Source organism: Kitasatospora sp. NPDC056446, assembly GCF_042796115.1.
Classification (GTDB): domain Bacteria; phylum Actinomycetota; class Actinomycetes; order Streptomycetales; family Streptomycetaceae; genus Kitasatospora.
Window position 1 is genome coordinate 1 of the sequence record NZ_JBHTRF010000042.1, and the last position, 13,180, is coordinate 13,180.

16 protein-coding genes and 1 pseudogene are annotated in these 13,180 nt (G+C 71.0%); 12 read left to right on the top strand and 5 right to left on the bottom strand.

Annotation, left to right across the window (positions count from 1 at the left end; translation table 11 throughout):
• Window positions 1-132 precede the first annotated feature (132 nt).
• Complete coding sequence (locus ACFQ6N_RS24595) at window positions 133-639, bottom strand: cupin domain-containing protein (RefSeq protein ID WP_380652842.1); 507 nt, start codon at window positions 637-639, stop codon at window positions 133-135.
• An 85-nt stretch (window positions 640-724) separates the two neighbouring features.
• On the opposite strand from ACFQ6N_RS24595, the gene ACFQ6N_RS24600 reads away from it, so the two are divergent.
• Both ACFQ6N_RS24600 and ACFQ6N_RS24605 read left to right on the top strand, forming a co-directional pair.
• On the top strand, window positions 725-1,228 hold the full coding sequence (locus ACFQ6N_RS24600; RefSeq protein ID WP_380652844.1) for a MarR family winged helix-turn-helix transcriptional regulator: 504 nt from the start codon (window positions 725-727) through the stop codon (window positions 1,226-1,228).
• A 222-nt stretch (window positions 1,229-1,450) separates the two neighbouring features.
• A complete protein-coding gene (locus ACFQ6N_RS24605) occupies window positions 1,451-2,806 on the top strand; it encodes a tetratricopeptide repeat protein (protein WP_380652847.1) in 1,356 nt (451 codons plus the stop codon).
• A gap of 1,097 nt (window positions 2,807-3,903) precedes the next feature.
• On the opposite strand, the gene ACFQ6N_RS24610 is transcribed toward ACFQ6N_RS24605, so the two are convergent.
• The gene (locus tag ACFQ6N_RS24610; protein WP_380652850.1) at window positions 3,904-4,590 is read right to left on the bottom strand and encodes a helix-turn-helix domain-containing protein; all 687 of its coding nucleotides are present in this window, start codon (window positions 4,588-4,590) and stop codon (window positions 3,904-3,906) included.
• 63 nt (window positions 4,591-4,653) lie between these two features.
• Between ACFQ6N_RS24610 and ACFQ6N_RS24615 the strand changes: the two genes are divergently transcribed.
• Window positions 4,654-5,457 carry an NAD(P)H-binding protein gene (locus ACFQ6N_RS24615; protein WP_380652854.1) on the top strand — a complete coding sequence of 268 codons (804 nt, stop codon included), beginning with the start codon at window positions 4,654-4,656 and terminating at the stop codon, window positions 5,455-5,457.
• A 287-nt stretch (window positions 5,458-5,744) separates the two neighbouring features.
• On the opposite strand, the pseudogene ACFQ6N_RS24620 reads toward ACFQ6N_RS24615, so the two are convergent.
• Window positions 5,745-5,951: pseudogene (locus tag ACFQ6N_RS24620) on the bottom strand (transposase); the annotation flags it as partial.
• 172 nt (window positions 5,952-6,123) lie between these two features.
• Here ACFQ6N_RS24620 and ACFQ6N_RS24625 point away from each other — a divergent pair.
• Window positions 6,124-6,396, top strand: coding sequence for a hypothetical protein (locus ACFQ6N_RS24625; RefSeq protein WP_380652857.1), 273 nt, complete (start codon window positions 6,124-6,126; stop codon window positions 6,394-6,396).
• Here the strand turns inward: ACFQ6N_RS24625 and ACFQ6N_RS24630 are convergent.
• Window positions 6,393-6,635, bottom strand: coding sequence for a hypothetical protein (locus ACFQ6N_RS24630; RefSeq protein ID WP_380652859.1), 243 nt, complete (start codon window positions 6,633-6,635; stop codon window positions 6,393-6,395). The two genes, ACFQ6N_RS24625 and ACFQ6N_RS24630, sit on opposite strands and share 4 nt — an antisense overlap.
• Before the next feature lie 321 nt (window positions 6,636-6,956).
• Here ACFQ6N_RS24630 and ACFQ6N_RS24635 point away from each other — a divergent pair, with 321 nt between their 5' ends.
• The 8 genes from ACFQ6N_RS24635 (at window position 6,957) to ACFQ6N_RS24670 (ending at window position 11,348) form a co-directional block, all read left to right on the top strand.
• Window positions 6,957-7,154, top strand: coding sequence for a hypothetical protein (locus ACFQ6N_RS24635; protein ID WP_380652862.1), 198 nt, complete (start codon window positions 6,957-6,959; stop codon window positions 7,152-7,154).
• Between the two features lie 248 nt (window positions 7,155-7,402).
• Window positions 7,403-7,549, top strand: coding sequence for a hypothetical protein (locus ACFQ6N_RS24640; protein ID WP_380652864.1), 147 nt, complete (start codon window positions 7,403-7,405; stop codon window positions 7,547-7,549).
• A gap of 195 nt (window positions 7,550-7,744) precedes the next feature.
• Entirely contained in the window at window positions 7,745-8,008 is a 264-nt protein-coding gene (gene tgmA, locus ACFQ6N_RS24645) for a putative ATP-grasp-modified RiPP (RefSeq protein ID WP_380652867.1), read from the top strand.
• A 5-nt stretch (window positions 8,009-8,013) separates the two neighbouring features.
• A complete protein-coding gene (tgmB, locus tag ACFQ6N_RS24650; RefSeq protein WP_380652870.1) occupies window positions 8,014-8,979 on the top strand; it encodes an ATP-grasp ribosomal peptide maturase in 966 nt (321 codons plus the stop codon).
• Window positions 8,976-10,139, top strand: coding sequence for an ATP-grasp peptide maturase system methyltransferase (gene tgmC, locus ACFQ6N_RS24655; protein WP_380652873.1), 1,164 nt, complete (start codon window positions 8,976-8,978; stop codon window positions 10,137-10,139). The genes tgmB and tgmC overlap by 4 nt, the downstream gene beginning before the upstream one ends.
• Before the next feature lie 72 nt (window positions 10,140-10,211).
• Window positions 10,212-10,514: a DUF6087 family protein gene (locus ACFQ6N_RS24660; RefSeq protein ID WP_380652876.1), complete on the top strand. Its 303-nt coding sequence runs from the start codon at window positions 10,212-10,214 to the stop codon at window positions 10,512-10,514.
• Window positions 10,515-10,643: 129 nt separating this feature from the next.
• Window positions 10,644-10,907 (top strand): hypothetical protein, encoded by a 264-nt coding sequence (locus ACFQ6N_RS24665; protein ID WP_380652878.1) that lies wholly within the window; start codon window positions 10,644-10,646, stop codon window positions 10,905-10,907.
• A 111-nt stretch (window positions 10,908-11,018) separates the two neighbouring features.
• Window positions 11,019-11,348 carry a hypothetical protein gene (locus ACFQ6N_RS24670; protein ID WP_380652881.1) on the top strand — a complete coding sequence of 110 codons (330 nt, stop codon included), beginning with the start codon at window positions 11,019-11,021 and terminating at the stop codon, window positions 11,346-11,348.
• A gap of 65 nt (window positions 11,349-11,413) precedes the next feature.
• Here ACFQ6N_RS24670 and ACFQ6N_RS24675 read toward each other — a convergent pair whose 3' ends face one another.
• Entirely contained in the window at window positions 11,414-13,108 is a 1,695-nt protein-coding gene (locus ACFQ6N_RS24675) for an ABC transporter family substrate-binding protein (RefSeq protein ID WP_380652883.1), read from the bottom strand.
• Between the last annotated feature and the right edge of the window lie 72 nt (window positions 13,109-13,180).

A 13,180-nucleotide genomic window follows, 5' to 3' on the forward strand; every position in this document is an offset into this window, starting at 1 on the left:
CGGGTCGACGTGCTCTGGGCGATGCTGCGTGACAAGAGGCTCTTCACCTCCGCCCCGCCGGACACGCAGACGGCTTGACACGATCATTGAGATTCCTTCCCTGGTGTCGGGCGGGGTTCGGCGTCGGGCGGTCTACGGCTCGGACCGGGCGGCTTCCTCCCGGGCGTCGCGCCAGCTCGGCGACTCCAGGAAGTGGTTGTCGAAGAGGTCCTGCTTGGCGAGCAGTTCCTCGACCGTCGCCTCGCCCGCGCGGATCCGTTCCAGCAGGCGGAAGTAGTCGAAGCGCTCCACCCCGGGGGTGATGACGATCAGCAGGTCCGCCCCGGAGTCGGGCGCCGCGGCGAAGGCGTGCGGCAGATGGGGCGGCACCACCACGAGGTCGCCGCTGCGGGCGGTGACGACCTCGTTCCCGACCAGCACCTGGGCCGAGCCGTCGACGACGAAGAACAGCTCGGAGGAGCCCCCGTGGTAGTGCGGAGTGGCGCCGTCCTTGCCGCGCCCCAGGGTGACGCGCAGGGTGCTCAGGGCGCCGCCGGTGGCGCTGGAGTCCGCCAGCAGGCGCCCCGTGCCGCCGAGCATTCCGACGGTCTCGGCTTCGTCGCCCCGAACCACCACGGCTTCCGGTCCGATCAATGTCATTGGTTTCTCCCCACAGCGAGCGCTCCGATAGTTCTCTGGCTGATAGTACTACGTCTAACTATCTCCCATCGAATAATATGTCCCCATGGATCACGTGGACGTCATGCTCGACCAGTGGAGCCGGGAGCGCCCGGACCTCGACCTGGAGGCGGTCGGCACCGTCGGCCGCCTCGCCCGCTTCGCGCTGCTCGCGGGCCGGGTCGTCGAAGAGGTGTTCAAACAACACGGCCTCCAGCGCGGCGAGTTCGACGTTCTCGCCACCCTGCGCCGCTCCGGCGCGCCGTACGAACTGATGCCCTCCGAACTCGCCGCGCTGCTGCTGATGTCGCGGGCCGGCATGACCAGCCGGATCGACCGGCTGGAATCGGCGGGCCTGGTGGAACGCCGCACCGACCCGGCGGACCGGCGCAGCGTCCGCATCGCCCTCACCGCGGCCGGACGCGCCCTCGTGGACGCCGCCTTCACCGACCACGCGGCCAACGAGACCGCACTGCTCTCCGCCCTCTCAGGCAAGGAACGGGCCACCCTGGACCGGCTCCTGCGCAAACTGCTCGCCGACGTCGAGGGCGCGGACAGCCCGGCGCCCTGACAACCCCGCCGCACTCGCCCCTGCCCGACGCCCCCGCCCGAGGTCCCGCGGGAGGTCCAGCCACCCGCGACCCCGCTGCTGTCCCCCTGCATCCCCGTGCCGGGGATCCGTTCCAGGGGCAGGGGGATGCCCAGGCGGCGTGCGAGGTGTTCGTCGCGTGCCGAAGTCAAAGGCTGTCGGTGGTACCGGGGCTGTCGGGGGCGAGCGCTATCGTGCCCCACCATGGACGCCGCTGATCTCGACTACCGGGCCCGGACGCGCTCCGGCTGTATCCCGCCGGAGCTGGTCACACGGCTGCTGGAGCGCGGCTACGCCGAGGTAGTGGCGGAGCAGGCCGGGCGCGGGGAGTGGTTCTGCGCGCAGGCGTGGGCGCGGCTGCTCGCCGAACAGGGCCGGCAGGCGCGGGTGTTGGGGGTGCTCGCGCCGTACACGGCCACGGGCTGGTGGACGGCGGTCGTGGCAGTGGCCGAGCTGCTGGAGCGATGGGGCCGGATCGAGGAGGCGGTCGAGACCGTCCGGGCCCGAATGGCCCTCGGCCACCCCGACGCGCTGGCGTACTACGCGCGGCTGCTCGCCCGGCACGGCCGCGCGCAGGAGGCGTTCACCCTGCTGCTGCCCCACGCCGACGAGGACTCGCGGGTCCAGGCGCTGGTCGACGTCGCCGCGGCCGCCGGCCACGACGAGGAAGCCGCCGAACTGCTCACCGCCCGGATCGAAGCCCACCAGTGCTCCGACTTCCCGTGGTGCTGCCAGGGCTTCGACACCGACACCGCCATCGCCTGGCTCGCCACGATCCGCGAACGCCAGGGCCGCGTCGACGAAGCGATCGCCCTGCTGCGCGCCGGCAGCCCCTCGGCGGTCGACCACCAGCGGCACCTCGCAAGCCTGCTGGCCCGGCACGGCCGGATCGAGGACCTGCGAGCCGGTGCCGCGGGCGACCTGGGTGAGGAAGCCGTGGAGCAGCTGGCGCGGGTGCTGGAGGAGCGGGGAGACGTGGACGGCGCGATCGCGGTCTACCGGCGAGAGAACGGGCCGGCGGCCGGAGACCCGAACCAGGCATTCGCACTCGCGGAGCTCCTGGCCCGGCACGGCCGGGGCGACGAGGCGATCGCCGTGATGCGGGCGCAGGCCGATACCCGTCCCGGAGAGGACTGGATCCTCCACCCCCTCGCCGACCTGTACCTCGTCCACGGACGCCCCGCCGAAGGCCTGGCCAGCCTCGACGCCCTCGCCACCCTGCGCGGCGGCGAGGAGGAGTGGGACCTGTACCGGCTCCGACTGCCGCTGATCGCGGCCCGCGACGGCGTCGACGAGGCCGTCGACCGGTCCCGGGCCCACCCCGAGGGCGCCACCTCGTACGCGGCCTCCGACACCGCCCGTCTCCTCGCCGATGCCGGACGCACCGAGGAAGCCGCCGCCGTCCTCGAACAGCACGCCCGAACGAACCGACACGACCTGGCCGGCTACCTGATCGACCTCGGCCGCGTGAAGGAGGCCCTGGCCCTCCTTCAGCACACCGAGCCGCCACCGCCACCCATACCGACGACGTGCTTGTGGGCCGACACGCCCCCGTCCTGACGCCCTGCCCGGCCGCCGTCGAAACCGCCGTCGGCCAGGCCCCCGACCTGGTGCGCCACCGCGTCCTGAACGGGCCGTCCCCTCCGGCATCGGCAACCTCCTCGTCGGCCACAGCCACGGCCTCGCCGCCACCGCCACCGCCGGCTTCTCCACGACAGGGCGCTGCCGGCGTGACCGATGGAGGCGATCGGTGCCGGGTCCGGTGGGGTCGACTCACGACACCGGTCGCGTGTCACGCGTGCGGCTACCGCCCGTACCGCCTCCTACTCCCGCTGGTCCGGGCCGCGTTGGGGCCGAGGGCGCCCCGGCGGCGCCTGTCGAAGCGACTGGCCGAGCTTCCCACGCCCCTACCGGCGGACCTGGTGGGTTTCGGGTATCGGCGCAGGTCGGTTCCCGGCCACAACAGGCCAGGACTGCTCCGTTCGGGTGATGGGCGGGTTCGCCGGACGAGCAGGGTGGGCAGAGCCCTCGCATGACGATCCCCACCAGGCACCGCCGCCGTCGCCCCCCTACGGCCGCCGTTCCGGCCCGACCCCCGATGCCGTCGGCCCCGGCCCCGGCTCGTCAGCGCGGCGCGGGCGGGTGCTGCCGGACCTGGTCCAGCGAGCACATCCGTCCGGGCGGCCTGGTCGTCCGCACGACCTGGCACGAGCCCGCCTGCACCACCGGGGCCAAGCCGTGACCTCCCCTGACGAACAGGCCTCGCCCGTCCGGTTCGAGCCCGGCAGCACGGCGGTACGCCGCGACGTGCACGCCGGCCGGGTCTGGACCGCGATGCCGCAGCGGGTCATCGACGACACCGGCGACACCCTCCCCGCCCCTCGACGTCGAGGGGCGGGCACGTCCGTGAGTTGGCCGCCATGCTCCACGACCGACGCGGCAAGCTGCTGCCCGACTCGAGTTCCTCAAACGCGCCGGCTACGGCCGGGCCGAACCTGACCTCGTCCGCATCCGCACCCTCCTCCGGCGTCAGAGGTCGTGCAGACAGGCACGATGGGGCACCTCGGGAGCTGAAGAGGTACAGGGCCTGGTGATCATGGGGTTGCTACGCTCTGTGATCACCGGGGGACCTGCTTTCGTGTGCCGTGTCCTGGAACTCAGGCACTGCACGAAGTCGCGGCGGGGCGCCGACCAGCGGCGAACGCGGCCGGTGGGACACCCATGAAGTGGCGGAACTCGGCGGTCATGTGGGACTGGTCGTAGTAGCCGGCCGTCGCGGCGATGTCCGCCCATCGGCCCGCATCGGCCGCGAGCACGGCGCGAACGCGGTCAATGCGGGCGAAATGTTTGGGGGACAGGCCGGTGGCATCGGTGAACAGGGCGTGCAGGCGGCGCTCACTGAGGTGCAACCGGGCCGCAGTCGCGGTGACAGTGGTGCCGGTCAGGAGACGCGCCGCCTCTTCGAGCCGCTCCGACGGCTCCGGGCGGTCGGCCAATGCTTTTTCGAGAGCGGTGACAGGGTCGGCGGCGAACTGGTCGATCTCCAGGCCCGGTAGCTCGGGGAGCGTCAGGACACCGTCGGCGAGACCGTTCAGCGAACGTCCGAGCAGGGCTTGGGCACGACCCGGCCGCATACGAACCCGCACGCACGAGTGGCCGGGCGCGGCGACGTGGTAGGCGGCCCGGGTGCGGGGGCCCATGACGATCAGCTCGCGCTTGTCGGTGCGCACGAGAAGTGTGGTGGCGTGGTCGGGCACATCGACCGCCGGCGAACCGGCCGCCGTGGCGACATCGATCCCGGCCACCCACCGCAGAAGGGCAGGCGGTACGACGAGAGAACTCACGCGGCTCACGATAGTGCCGAAACTTCCTATCACGAGCTGTGAGAGCGCTGTCATCGTCGGGACATGATCCTTGTTACCGGTGCCACCGGCACCATCGGAAGTCACGTCGTCTGCCTGCTCACCGAGCGGGGCCTACCGTTCCGGGCGATGTCCCGCCACGAGCGGCCCGGCGGGGTGCGGGCCGACTTCGACGACCCGGCGTCGCTGGAGCGCGCAGTGGCCGACGTCGACACGGTCTTCCTCGTAACCGTGCCCCCCGTACCCACCGCGGACCACGACATCGCCCTGGTCACGGCCGCGCGCGCGGCAGGCGTCCGTAAGATCGTCAAGCTGTCCGCCATCGGCAGCGGCGAGCGCTTCGACGGGGCGACCGTCGGCGAGAGGCACCTTGCCGCGGAGGAGGCGATCGAGGCCAGCGGGCTCGCGTGGACGATGCTGCGCCCGCCGAGCTTCGCCTCGAACCTCTTGTGGCACCGGACCCTGATCCAGGCCGGAGAACCGATCCCGAACCTGACCGGCGACTCCCGGCAGGCCATCGTCGACCCGAGGGACGTGGCTGCCGTCGCCGTCGCCGCCATGACCAGCGATGCGCACGACGGGCAGCGGTACGAGCTGACCGGGCCGGAGCTGCTGACGTCCGCAGATCAGGCGGCGATCCTGGAGGGCGTGCTGGAACGGTCGGTCAGGACCACCGACACGAATGCGCTCGACCAGTTGCCGGCCGAGATGGTCACCGGCATCGGCTGGGCACGCGCCGGCGGTGCGGCCTACGTCACCGACCACGTGCCGCGGGTGCTCGGCCGGCCAGCGGGCACGTTCGAGCAGTGGGCACGCGACCATCGGGAGGCATTCGCGGCCATGCCGTAACCGACGCTCGCCAGGGCTTCAGGGGGCCGCCGCATCCCCGGACGTGGGCGAAGATCACCTTGTGGACGACCTCCTGAAGTTCCTTCACGCCCGTAATGAGGAGAAGAGCCCGGGGACGGCTGCCGACCGGCTCAGCCGGGACCCGGCCGGTGGACGGTCGGCGAGTGCGATGCGACGCAGGACGGAGGCGTCCTGTGCACGAGGCTCTCCCCCTGTGGGCCGCTGTGACGGTGGTGGGGGCCCACCGCGTCGTCGCGGACCTGAACGTGCCCCAGCAGCCTCGCTCAGGTGCCGTCCGCCTCCCAGCGCGCGAACCGCTCGTAGACGGTCTGCCACGGCCCGTACCGCTCCGGAAGATCACGCCACGGCGCCCCGGTCCGCAACCGCCACAGCACACCGTTGACCACCTGCCGGTGATCACGCCACGGACGGCCACGCCCGTCCACCTGCGGCAACAAGGGCGCGCTCCTCGCGCTCCGGTGCGCCCGCCGCACCGGTACCCTGCCCGCCGGAACCGCTCCCCAGCCCCGCCCGCCCGTCGCTGCCCGCGACAAGGCCCCGCTGTTCGCCGAGGGCCTGCGCGCCATCGCCCTCAAGGCGGCGGCCTTCGAGCTGACCGGCAGCGAGACCGCCGCCGAGCTGGCCCTGCCCGTCCCCGTGGACGAGATGACGCACGCGATGATCGCGCAGCCGCAGCTGCTCGCCCGCATCGCCGGCCGGACCGGCTTCACGCTGATCCACCAGACCGACCAGGAGCACACCGGCTACACCGGCGGCGAGTACACCCACGCCGCGTACGTGGCCGCGTGGGACACCGAGCCGCCCACCCGCTACTGGCTCGACAAGGCCGAGGTCGACCGCCGCCTGGGCATCCTCGCTGCGAAGTACGACTCCATCGGCTTCGGCCGCAGCGGGCGCGAGCACGCCATCACGTTCTAGCCCTCGGGCAACGCCTCGCCGGCACTCGCGTACAGGCCGGGAGGAAGCCCGATGCGGTTTCCGTGCACACAGGCCGGGACTCCCTCCCGGTTGTACCGGAAGCCGTCGTCCGGGTTGAACGGGTACTCCCGGCTGGGGTGTTCGAGTATATCGAACCCCCCGGCCGGGAGCCGGAGGCTCGGGCAGATCCAGCAGGCGTCGTGATCGTCGTCATCGTTGATGAACGGCTCGGCGGACATGGACGCACAGTAGCGATCGAGACACCAGACCCCGCAATCCCCGGTGTCGCGGCAGTTCCGAGGGCGGATCTCCCTACGGCCGCTCACGGCGAAAGAGGACAGACCGATGGCGAGACGCAATCCCCCGCGTGAGTACCGCGAGATCGTGACGGGCCCGAGCAAGGCCGAGTCGAACCGGCTGCCCCCCGGTTGGAACCCGCTGGACGACTACAGGGCCGCCAGCGTCGCCGGACGCCCCCTTTCCGCGGGTGGGGAGCTCCAGATCGTCGCCGTGCGGTCCTGGTGCCCCTGCGCCCGCTGCCGCACCCGTAGGAACGCCGCATGAGTACAGATGGAAAGGGCGCGACCGTGAACCACGTGATCCAAGGCGACCCGGTCCGGCACCGCACGGACGGCTGGACGGGCACCGTCGCGGAGACCCCGAGCAGGCTCGCCAACCACGCCTGGGTGAACAGGGACAGCTCCTCCGACCCGTACCCGGAGATGGTCCTGCTGGAGGACTTGGAGGCTGCGGATTGAGTACGCCGCACCGCATCCGGCTCCCGGGCGAGGAGTACGTGGGGGGCCGGCCGGACGGCTACCGGGAGGGGCCTGCTGGGTCTGCCGCAGGGACACGCTGGTCTGCGCGGGCATCTCGCTCCAGGCCCCCGGCGAGGACCAGGGTACTTGCCACGCGATCTGTGAAGACTGCATCGCCCTCGCCCGCCGGCCTCGCCGCCACGCCGAGCTGCGGGCCGCGCTCGACAAGCAGTCGGCATAGGAGCGGAGTGGACGACCAGGACGAGTACCGCGAGGCAGCCGAACAGGCTGCTCGCGGACTCCCGACCCCTGTACCGGTGGCCGTCGCATACACGGCCGCACTGCTCGCGCTGATAGCGCTGGTAACCGTGCTGGTGGCCTCCGGCCGCTTCTAGACGACACCCGCGCCTTCGAGTGCCCCAAGACTCCCGGCCCGGCGGTAGCGCGAGGGCTCCACCGGGTCGGGGCACCACCGCACCGCTGCTCGCTCACCCCGGGCGAGCAGAACCGAAGCGGCTGGACAGCTCCGCGAAAATCACCCTGCCCGGCCACCTGGCCGAGTGGGTATCCCCGCACTGTGAGGAGTACTCGTGACCATCACCGAAGCACAGCTCACCCCGACCGTCCGCCCGTGGGGTGCCGGCCGCCTCGCGCCGTACCCGACGACCACCCGGCTCTCGTACGCGTCCGTCAGCATCGACGGACAGACGCAGCTCGGGGTGTTCCGCGACCACACCGGCCTCGTGGTCGAGATGGGCAAGCACGGCACCAGCAAGGGCACCGAGACCAACACCACCACCAACACGGACTCGAAGAACGACCAGGGCCACGACCAGGACAGCGCGCAGGACTGATGGCCATGACCGAGGAGAGGCCGGTTCTGGTGGTCACCGAAGCGGTGGACGTCACCGCTGACATGGTGATCACCGAGCTGAACCGGCGCGGTGTGCCGGTGGTCAGGTTCGACCCGTCCGACATCGGAACGGGGCTGACGGTCTCGGCTCGGTTCGGCACCTGCCCGGCCCCCGTGGCCGGGCAGGTGCGTACCCCGTCGCGGACCGCCGACCTGACCCGTGTGCGATCGGTGTACTGGCGTCGTCCCGTCTGGCCGGCGTTCCAGGAAGGCGGCCTGAGTGCCGACGACGCCCGTTTCGCCGCTGCCCAGGTCCGCTACGGCCTCGGCGGAACCCTGTACGCCCTGGACGGTCCGCTGTGGGTCAACCACCCGCTTCGCGAAGCGGCGGCCGACTACAAGCCCGCCCAGCTCGCGACCGCCCAGCGGCTCGGCCTGACCGTGCCGCCGACCATCGTGACCAACGACCCGGACGAGGCGCGGGAGTTCATCACCGCCCACGGTCAGGTGATCTTCAAGACCCTGCGATGGACGCCGGTCGAGCGTGACGGCGTGGCGGTGACGGGGTGGGCCGAGCCGGTGACGGCCGCCGAACTCGATGAGAGCGTGCGCGTAACGCCGCACCTGTTCCAGGCCCGCGTCGACAAGGCCGCCGATGTGCGGGTGCTGGTGGTCGGTCGGCGCACGTTCGCCGTGGGGATCGGCTCCGACCTGCTGGACTGGCGGCGGGACTACTCCGCGTTGTCCTACAGCGTGGTGGAGCTGCCGGACCAGTTGACCAAGATGCTCCACGCGTTCCTGGAGCACTACGGTCTCGTCTCCGGTTCTTTCGATCTCGCCGTCGACCGCGCGGGAAACTACTGGTGGTTGGAGCTGAATCCCAACGGCCAATGGGCCTGGCTGGAGGACGAGACCGGGTTGGATATGTCCGCCGCATTCGCTGATCTGCTGACACGAGGAGAGACCCCATGACCGACACCGCGCCGCATCGGCGTGCACTCGCTGCCCGGCTGACGACGGCCGGGGTCCTGACGACTCCCGCGTGGCGCGCGGCCGTCCAGGCGATCCCGCGGGAGAACTTCCTCAACCCCGGTGTCTTCCTGCCGGACGGCAGCCGTTGGAGGCCCGTCACCGCGACCGGCAGCGATCCCGCCGAGTGGGCTGAGATCGCCTACAGCGACGAGTCGCTGACCACCCAGCTCGACGGTCATCTGACGGCTGACCAGACCGCGGAGCCGGTTGCCGGTTATCCCACGTCGTCGTCCACCACGCCCGTCACCGTGCTCGACATGATCGAGCGCCTGGAGGTGCAGGACGGGCACCAGGTGCTGGAGATCGGCACCGGCACGGGATACTCCTCCGCCCTGATGTGCCACCGCCTGGGCGAGGACAACGTGACGACGGTCGAGGTGGACCCCGGCGTCGCGGCCCGCGCCGACGCGGCGCTGGAGACGACCGGCTTCTCCACCTGGACCGTGACCGGGGACGGGCTCCTCGGGCATCCGCGCCGCGCGCCGTACGATCGGGTGATCGCCACCTGCGCCGTCAGCCGCATCCCCTACACCTGGATTCGCCAGACCAGGCCGGGCGGGATCGTCCTGGCGACGGTCGGCTCCTGGGGCTACGGGACCGGCCTGGCCAAGGTCGTCGTCAGCGACCACGGCACCGCCGAGGGCCGGATCGTCGACCGCTCCTCGTTCATGCAGGCGCGGTCCCAGGCGGTCGTGCCGATCGCCGGAGACCTGTCCGCCCGTACCGCCTACCCCGACAGCGAGCGGCCCGCCAAGGTGCGGCCGACGATCCTCGGCGAGTGGATGCCGGCCTTCATCGCCCAACTCGCAGCCCCCGGCGCTCAGCTCGTCCGGGCCAGGGCGGACGACGGCGAACAGCTCCTTTACGTCTTCGACCCGGCCCGCGAGTCCTTCGCCGAGTTCATCGCCGAGGGCGAGGCGTGGACCGTCCGCCAGGGCGGCCCCGTCGCCCTGTGGGACGTCATCGAACGGGCCCTCCTCGCCTGGAAGGACGCCGGCAGCCCGGACATCACCACCGTGCAGGTCCGGATCACCGAGAGGGCTCACACGTACTGGATCGGGGACAACCCCGAGCTTCGATGGGAGCACCGCATCGTCTGAACATCGCGCGCACCCCCGGGCCGCCGCCCGGTACCCTGCTGGCACACCGGCCCCAACGTGAGGAACGCCAGGATGGACGACGAGCCGCTGTCGGACTGGGCGGAGCGCCGGGACGCGAAGATCGGAGAGCTTCGCGCCGTACCCATCACCCCTGGGCAGGGACCCAAGGGCGCGCACCTGAACCCGGACGCACCCAGGGCCATCGAACGGTGGAACGGACACTTGTGGGAGTTCCACGCGGTGGCGTCCAACCTCGCGGAGGCTCAGCGCCTCCTGTTCCCCGGAGGCCAGGAGCCCCCGGTGACCGGCCCGGCCCCCAAGCTGCTCGGGCCGGGTACCGGGAGGCACCGGAAGCCCAGTCCCGGGCGCCGCTAATCCGTACGTTCACCAGCCTGACCACGCTCATGGTCCTCTCCGACGCCACATCGGAGGGGGCCTTCGTCATGTGCGGCTACCCCTGCTGACACAGCGCAGGGCCGCTCTTGCCTTCGCCAGGAGAAATCCATGTGGGCCGGCACCGAGCAGGACAGGCAGGCCATGTTCAAGACGCTCGTCATCGCCGCCCTTCCAGCCATCGCGCAAAGGTACGAATCCGGCGTCGGCATCAGGCGGCTCGGGACGGTGTACGGCTGCGAGCCCAGATGGCTTCGAGATCAGATGCTCAAGGCCGGATACCGAGTCCGCCCTCTGGAGGAAGCGATTGGCCTGCGCCCCGCCCCGTGGCCCTGGACACCGATCAGCCTGCCGGGCCGGAGGGCACTGCCCTGACTACGCGGCGAGTGCGTAACTGGCGAGCTGCGCACGTCTCTGCAGGTCACAGCTAGGTGGAAGTCTGTATACCTACTCCAGAGCCTGGCCTCGTGCCGCAAGTGCCGGGCGTTGGCCGAGGCGGCGCCGTCCCGGCCGTGCGGGCAGGAGCGCCTGCACGACCGGCTGCTCCAGCAGGCCGACGACGCGCCGCTGCGCACGGATCTGCTCGCCGCGCTGCGCGGTGGTGCGCGGATCGTCGTGTGGATCACCGGCCCGGCGGAGGACCTCACCCGCTCCTACTCGCGGATCGACCGGATGACGGAGGAGGCCGGGCCGGCCGCCGAGGCGCTTGCGGCGGCGGCCGGCCCGGCCTCACCTTGGCCCGTGTCGAGGACGCCGACCGGCAGTACCTCGTCGTCCTGCCGCCCGGCGGCCGCGCCCGCATCGCGCGTGGGGTGAGGGCTGCCACTTCCGGGGCCTGACCCGGCCGGGCGTGGCCGAGGCCTCGGGCGCCGGTGGTGGTGCTACTTCTGCCAGCCGATGGTCTCGGGCAGCGGGCTGTAGAAGATGGTGGCACCGACGTTGGCGAGGCCCTTGCGGATGCCGTAGGTGGAGGGTCCGCTGTAGAGCGGCAGGAGGGCGTACTGCTGGAGGGCCTTCTGCTCGAGCTTGTTGACGGCCGCGACCTGCTGGGCCAGGTCGGCGATCTCCGCGGTGGCGCGGATCTCCTTGTCGAGCTCGGGGGAGCCGGATCCGCTGATGTTGGAGTCGCGGTCGGAGCAGTAGAAGTCGCACAGGTACCGCGCGCCGAAGGGGTCCGTCGAGCGGTTGCCGGAGATGAAGAGGTCGAAGCGGCGCTCGCTGAGCACCTTGGAGAAGTCGTTCTCGGAGACCTTGTTGACGTCCACCTTGACGCCGACGGTCTTGAGCATCGCGGTGAACGCCCCGGCGGTGGCCTTCTCGATGGGGCCGTCGCCGAGCAGGGTGTAGCCGAGTTCGAGCTGCTTGCCGTCCTTGGCGCGGATGCCGTCGGCCCCGGGCTTCCAGCCGGCCGCGTCCAGGGTCTTCCGCGCCTCCTCCGGGTCGTACTTCAGGACGGCGGCGACGTTGTCCTGGTAGCCCTGCTGGAAGCTGTAGAGCACGGCCGAGCCGGGCAGCGACTCGGTGTAGTCGAGGCCCTGGAACCGGATCTTCGCTATCTGCGCGCGGTCGATGCTCTCCTGGACCGCCTTGCGGACCTGGACGTCGCCGAGGAGGGGGGACTTGGTGTTGAGGTACAGCGAGTACTCGAAGGGGCTGCCGCCGCTGCGGATCTCGGCGTCCTTGACCGTCTTCACCTGCTGGAGGTTCTCCGCGGTCCCGACGGGCGCGTAGTCGACTTCGCCGTTCTTGAAGGCGTTGATCGAGGCGGCGCTCTCCAGGTTGACGTAGACGCGCTTGTCGAGCTTGCCCGTCCGGCCCCACCAGGCGGGGTTGCGTACGAAGGTGATGTTGCCGGAGTGGTCGTCCCAGGTGCCCACGGTGTACGGTCCGGTGCCCCATTCGGGGTGGGCCGTCTTGACGTACGCCTTGTTGAAGTTGTCGACGGTGGCGGCCTGGGGGTGCAGGAAGGTGGTGAACAGCGCGGACCAGGAGGCGTTGACGCCCTTGAAGGCGATGACCGCCTGCTTGTCGTCCGTGCCCCGGGTGACGGAGGTGATGCGGTCGTAGCCGTCGGTGGAGTAGGCCGCGTAGTCCTTGTCCGAGCCGTTGTTGGCCTTCCAGGTGGCTTCGATGGCCCGCCAGTCGATCGGGGTGCCGTCGTTGAACACGGCCTTGGGGTTGAGGGTGAGGACGACCTTCTGGTCGCCGCCCTCGACCGAGACCTTCACGTCGCTGTAGTAGTCCGGGTTGTACTGGACCTCGCCGGTGGGCGAGTAGGTGATGGCGACGGCGTTGTACCAGGACCAGATCCGCAGCGAGTTCAGGGTGCCGTTGACGTTGAAGGGGTTGCCCTGCTCGTCGAAGGTCCCCGCGGTGGTGTAGGTGCCGCCGTCCTTGGTGTTCTCGTACGGCTGGGGGTTGTAGTCGGCGACCGAGGACGCGACCTTGGCGGCGTTCTTGGCGTCCTGCCCGGGGGAGGCGCCGGCCGGGCCGCCGGAGGACGAGGAGGTGCACGCGGTGGCGGCGACCGTGACGGCCGCGACGAGCGCGAGGGGCAGGGCGATCTTCCGACGCATGGGGTGTCCTTGGTGGGAATGGCTGGGACTGGCTGGGAACAGATGGGAACAGGTGGGAAACAGGTGAGTTGA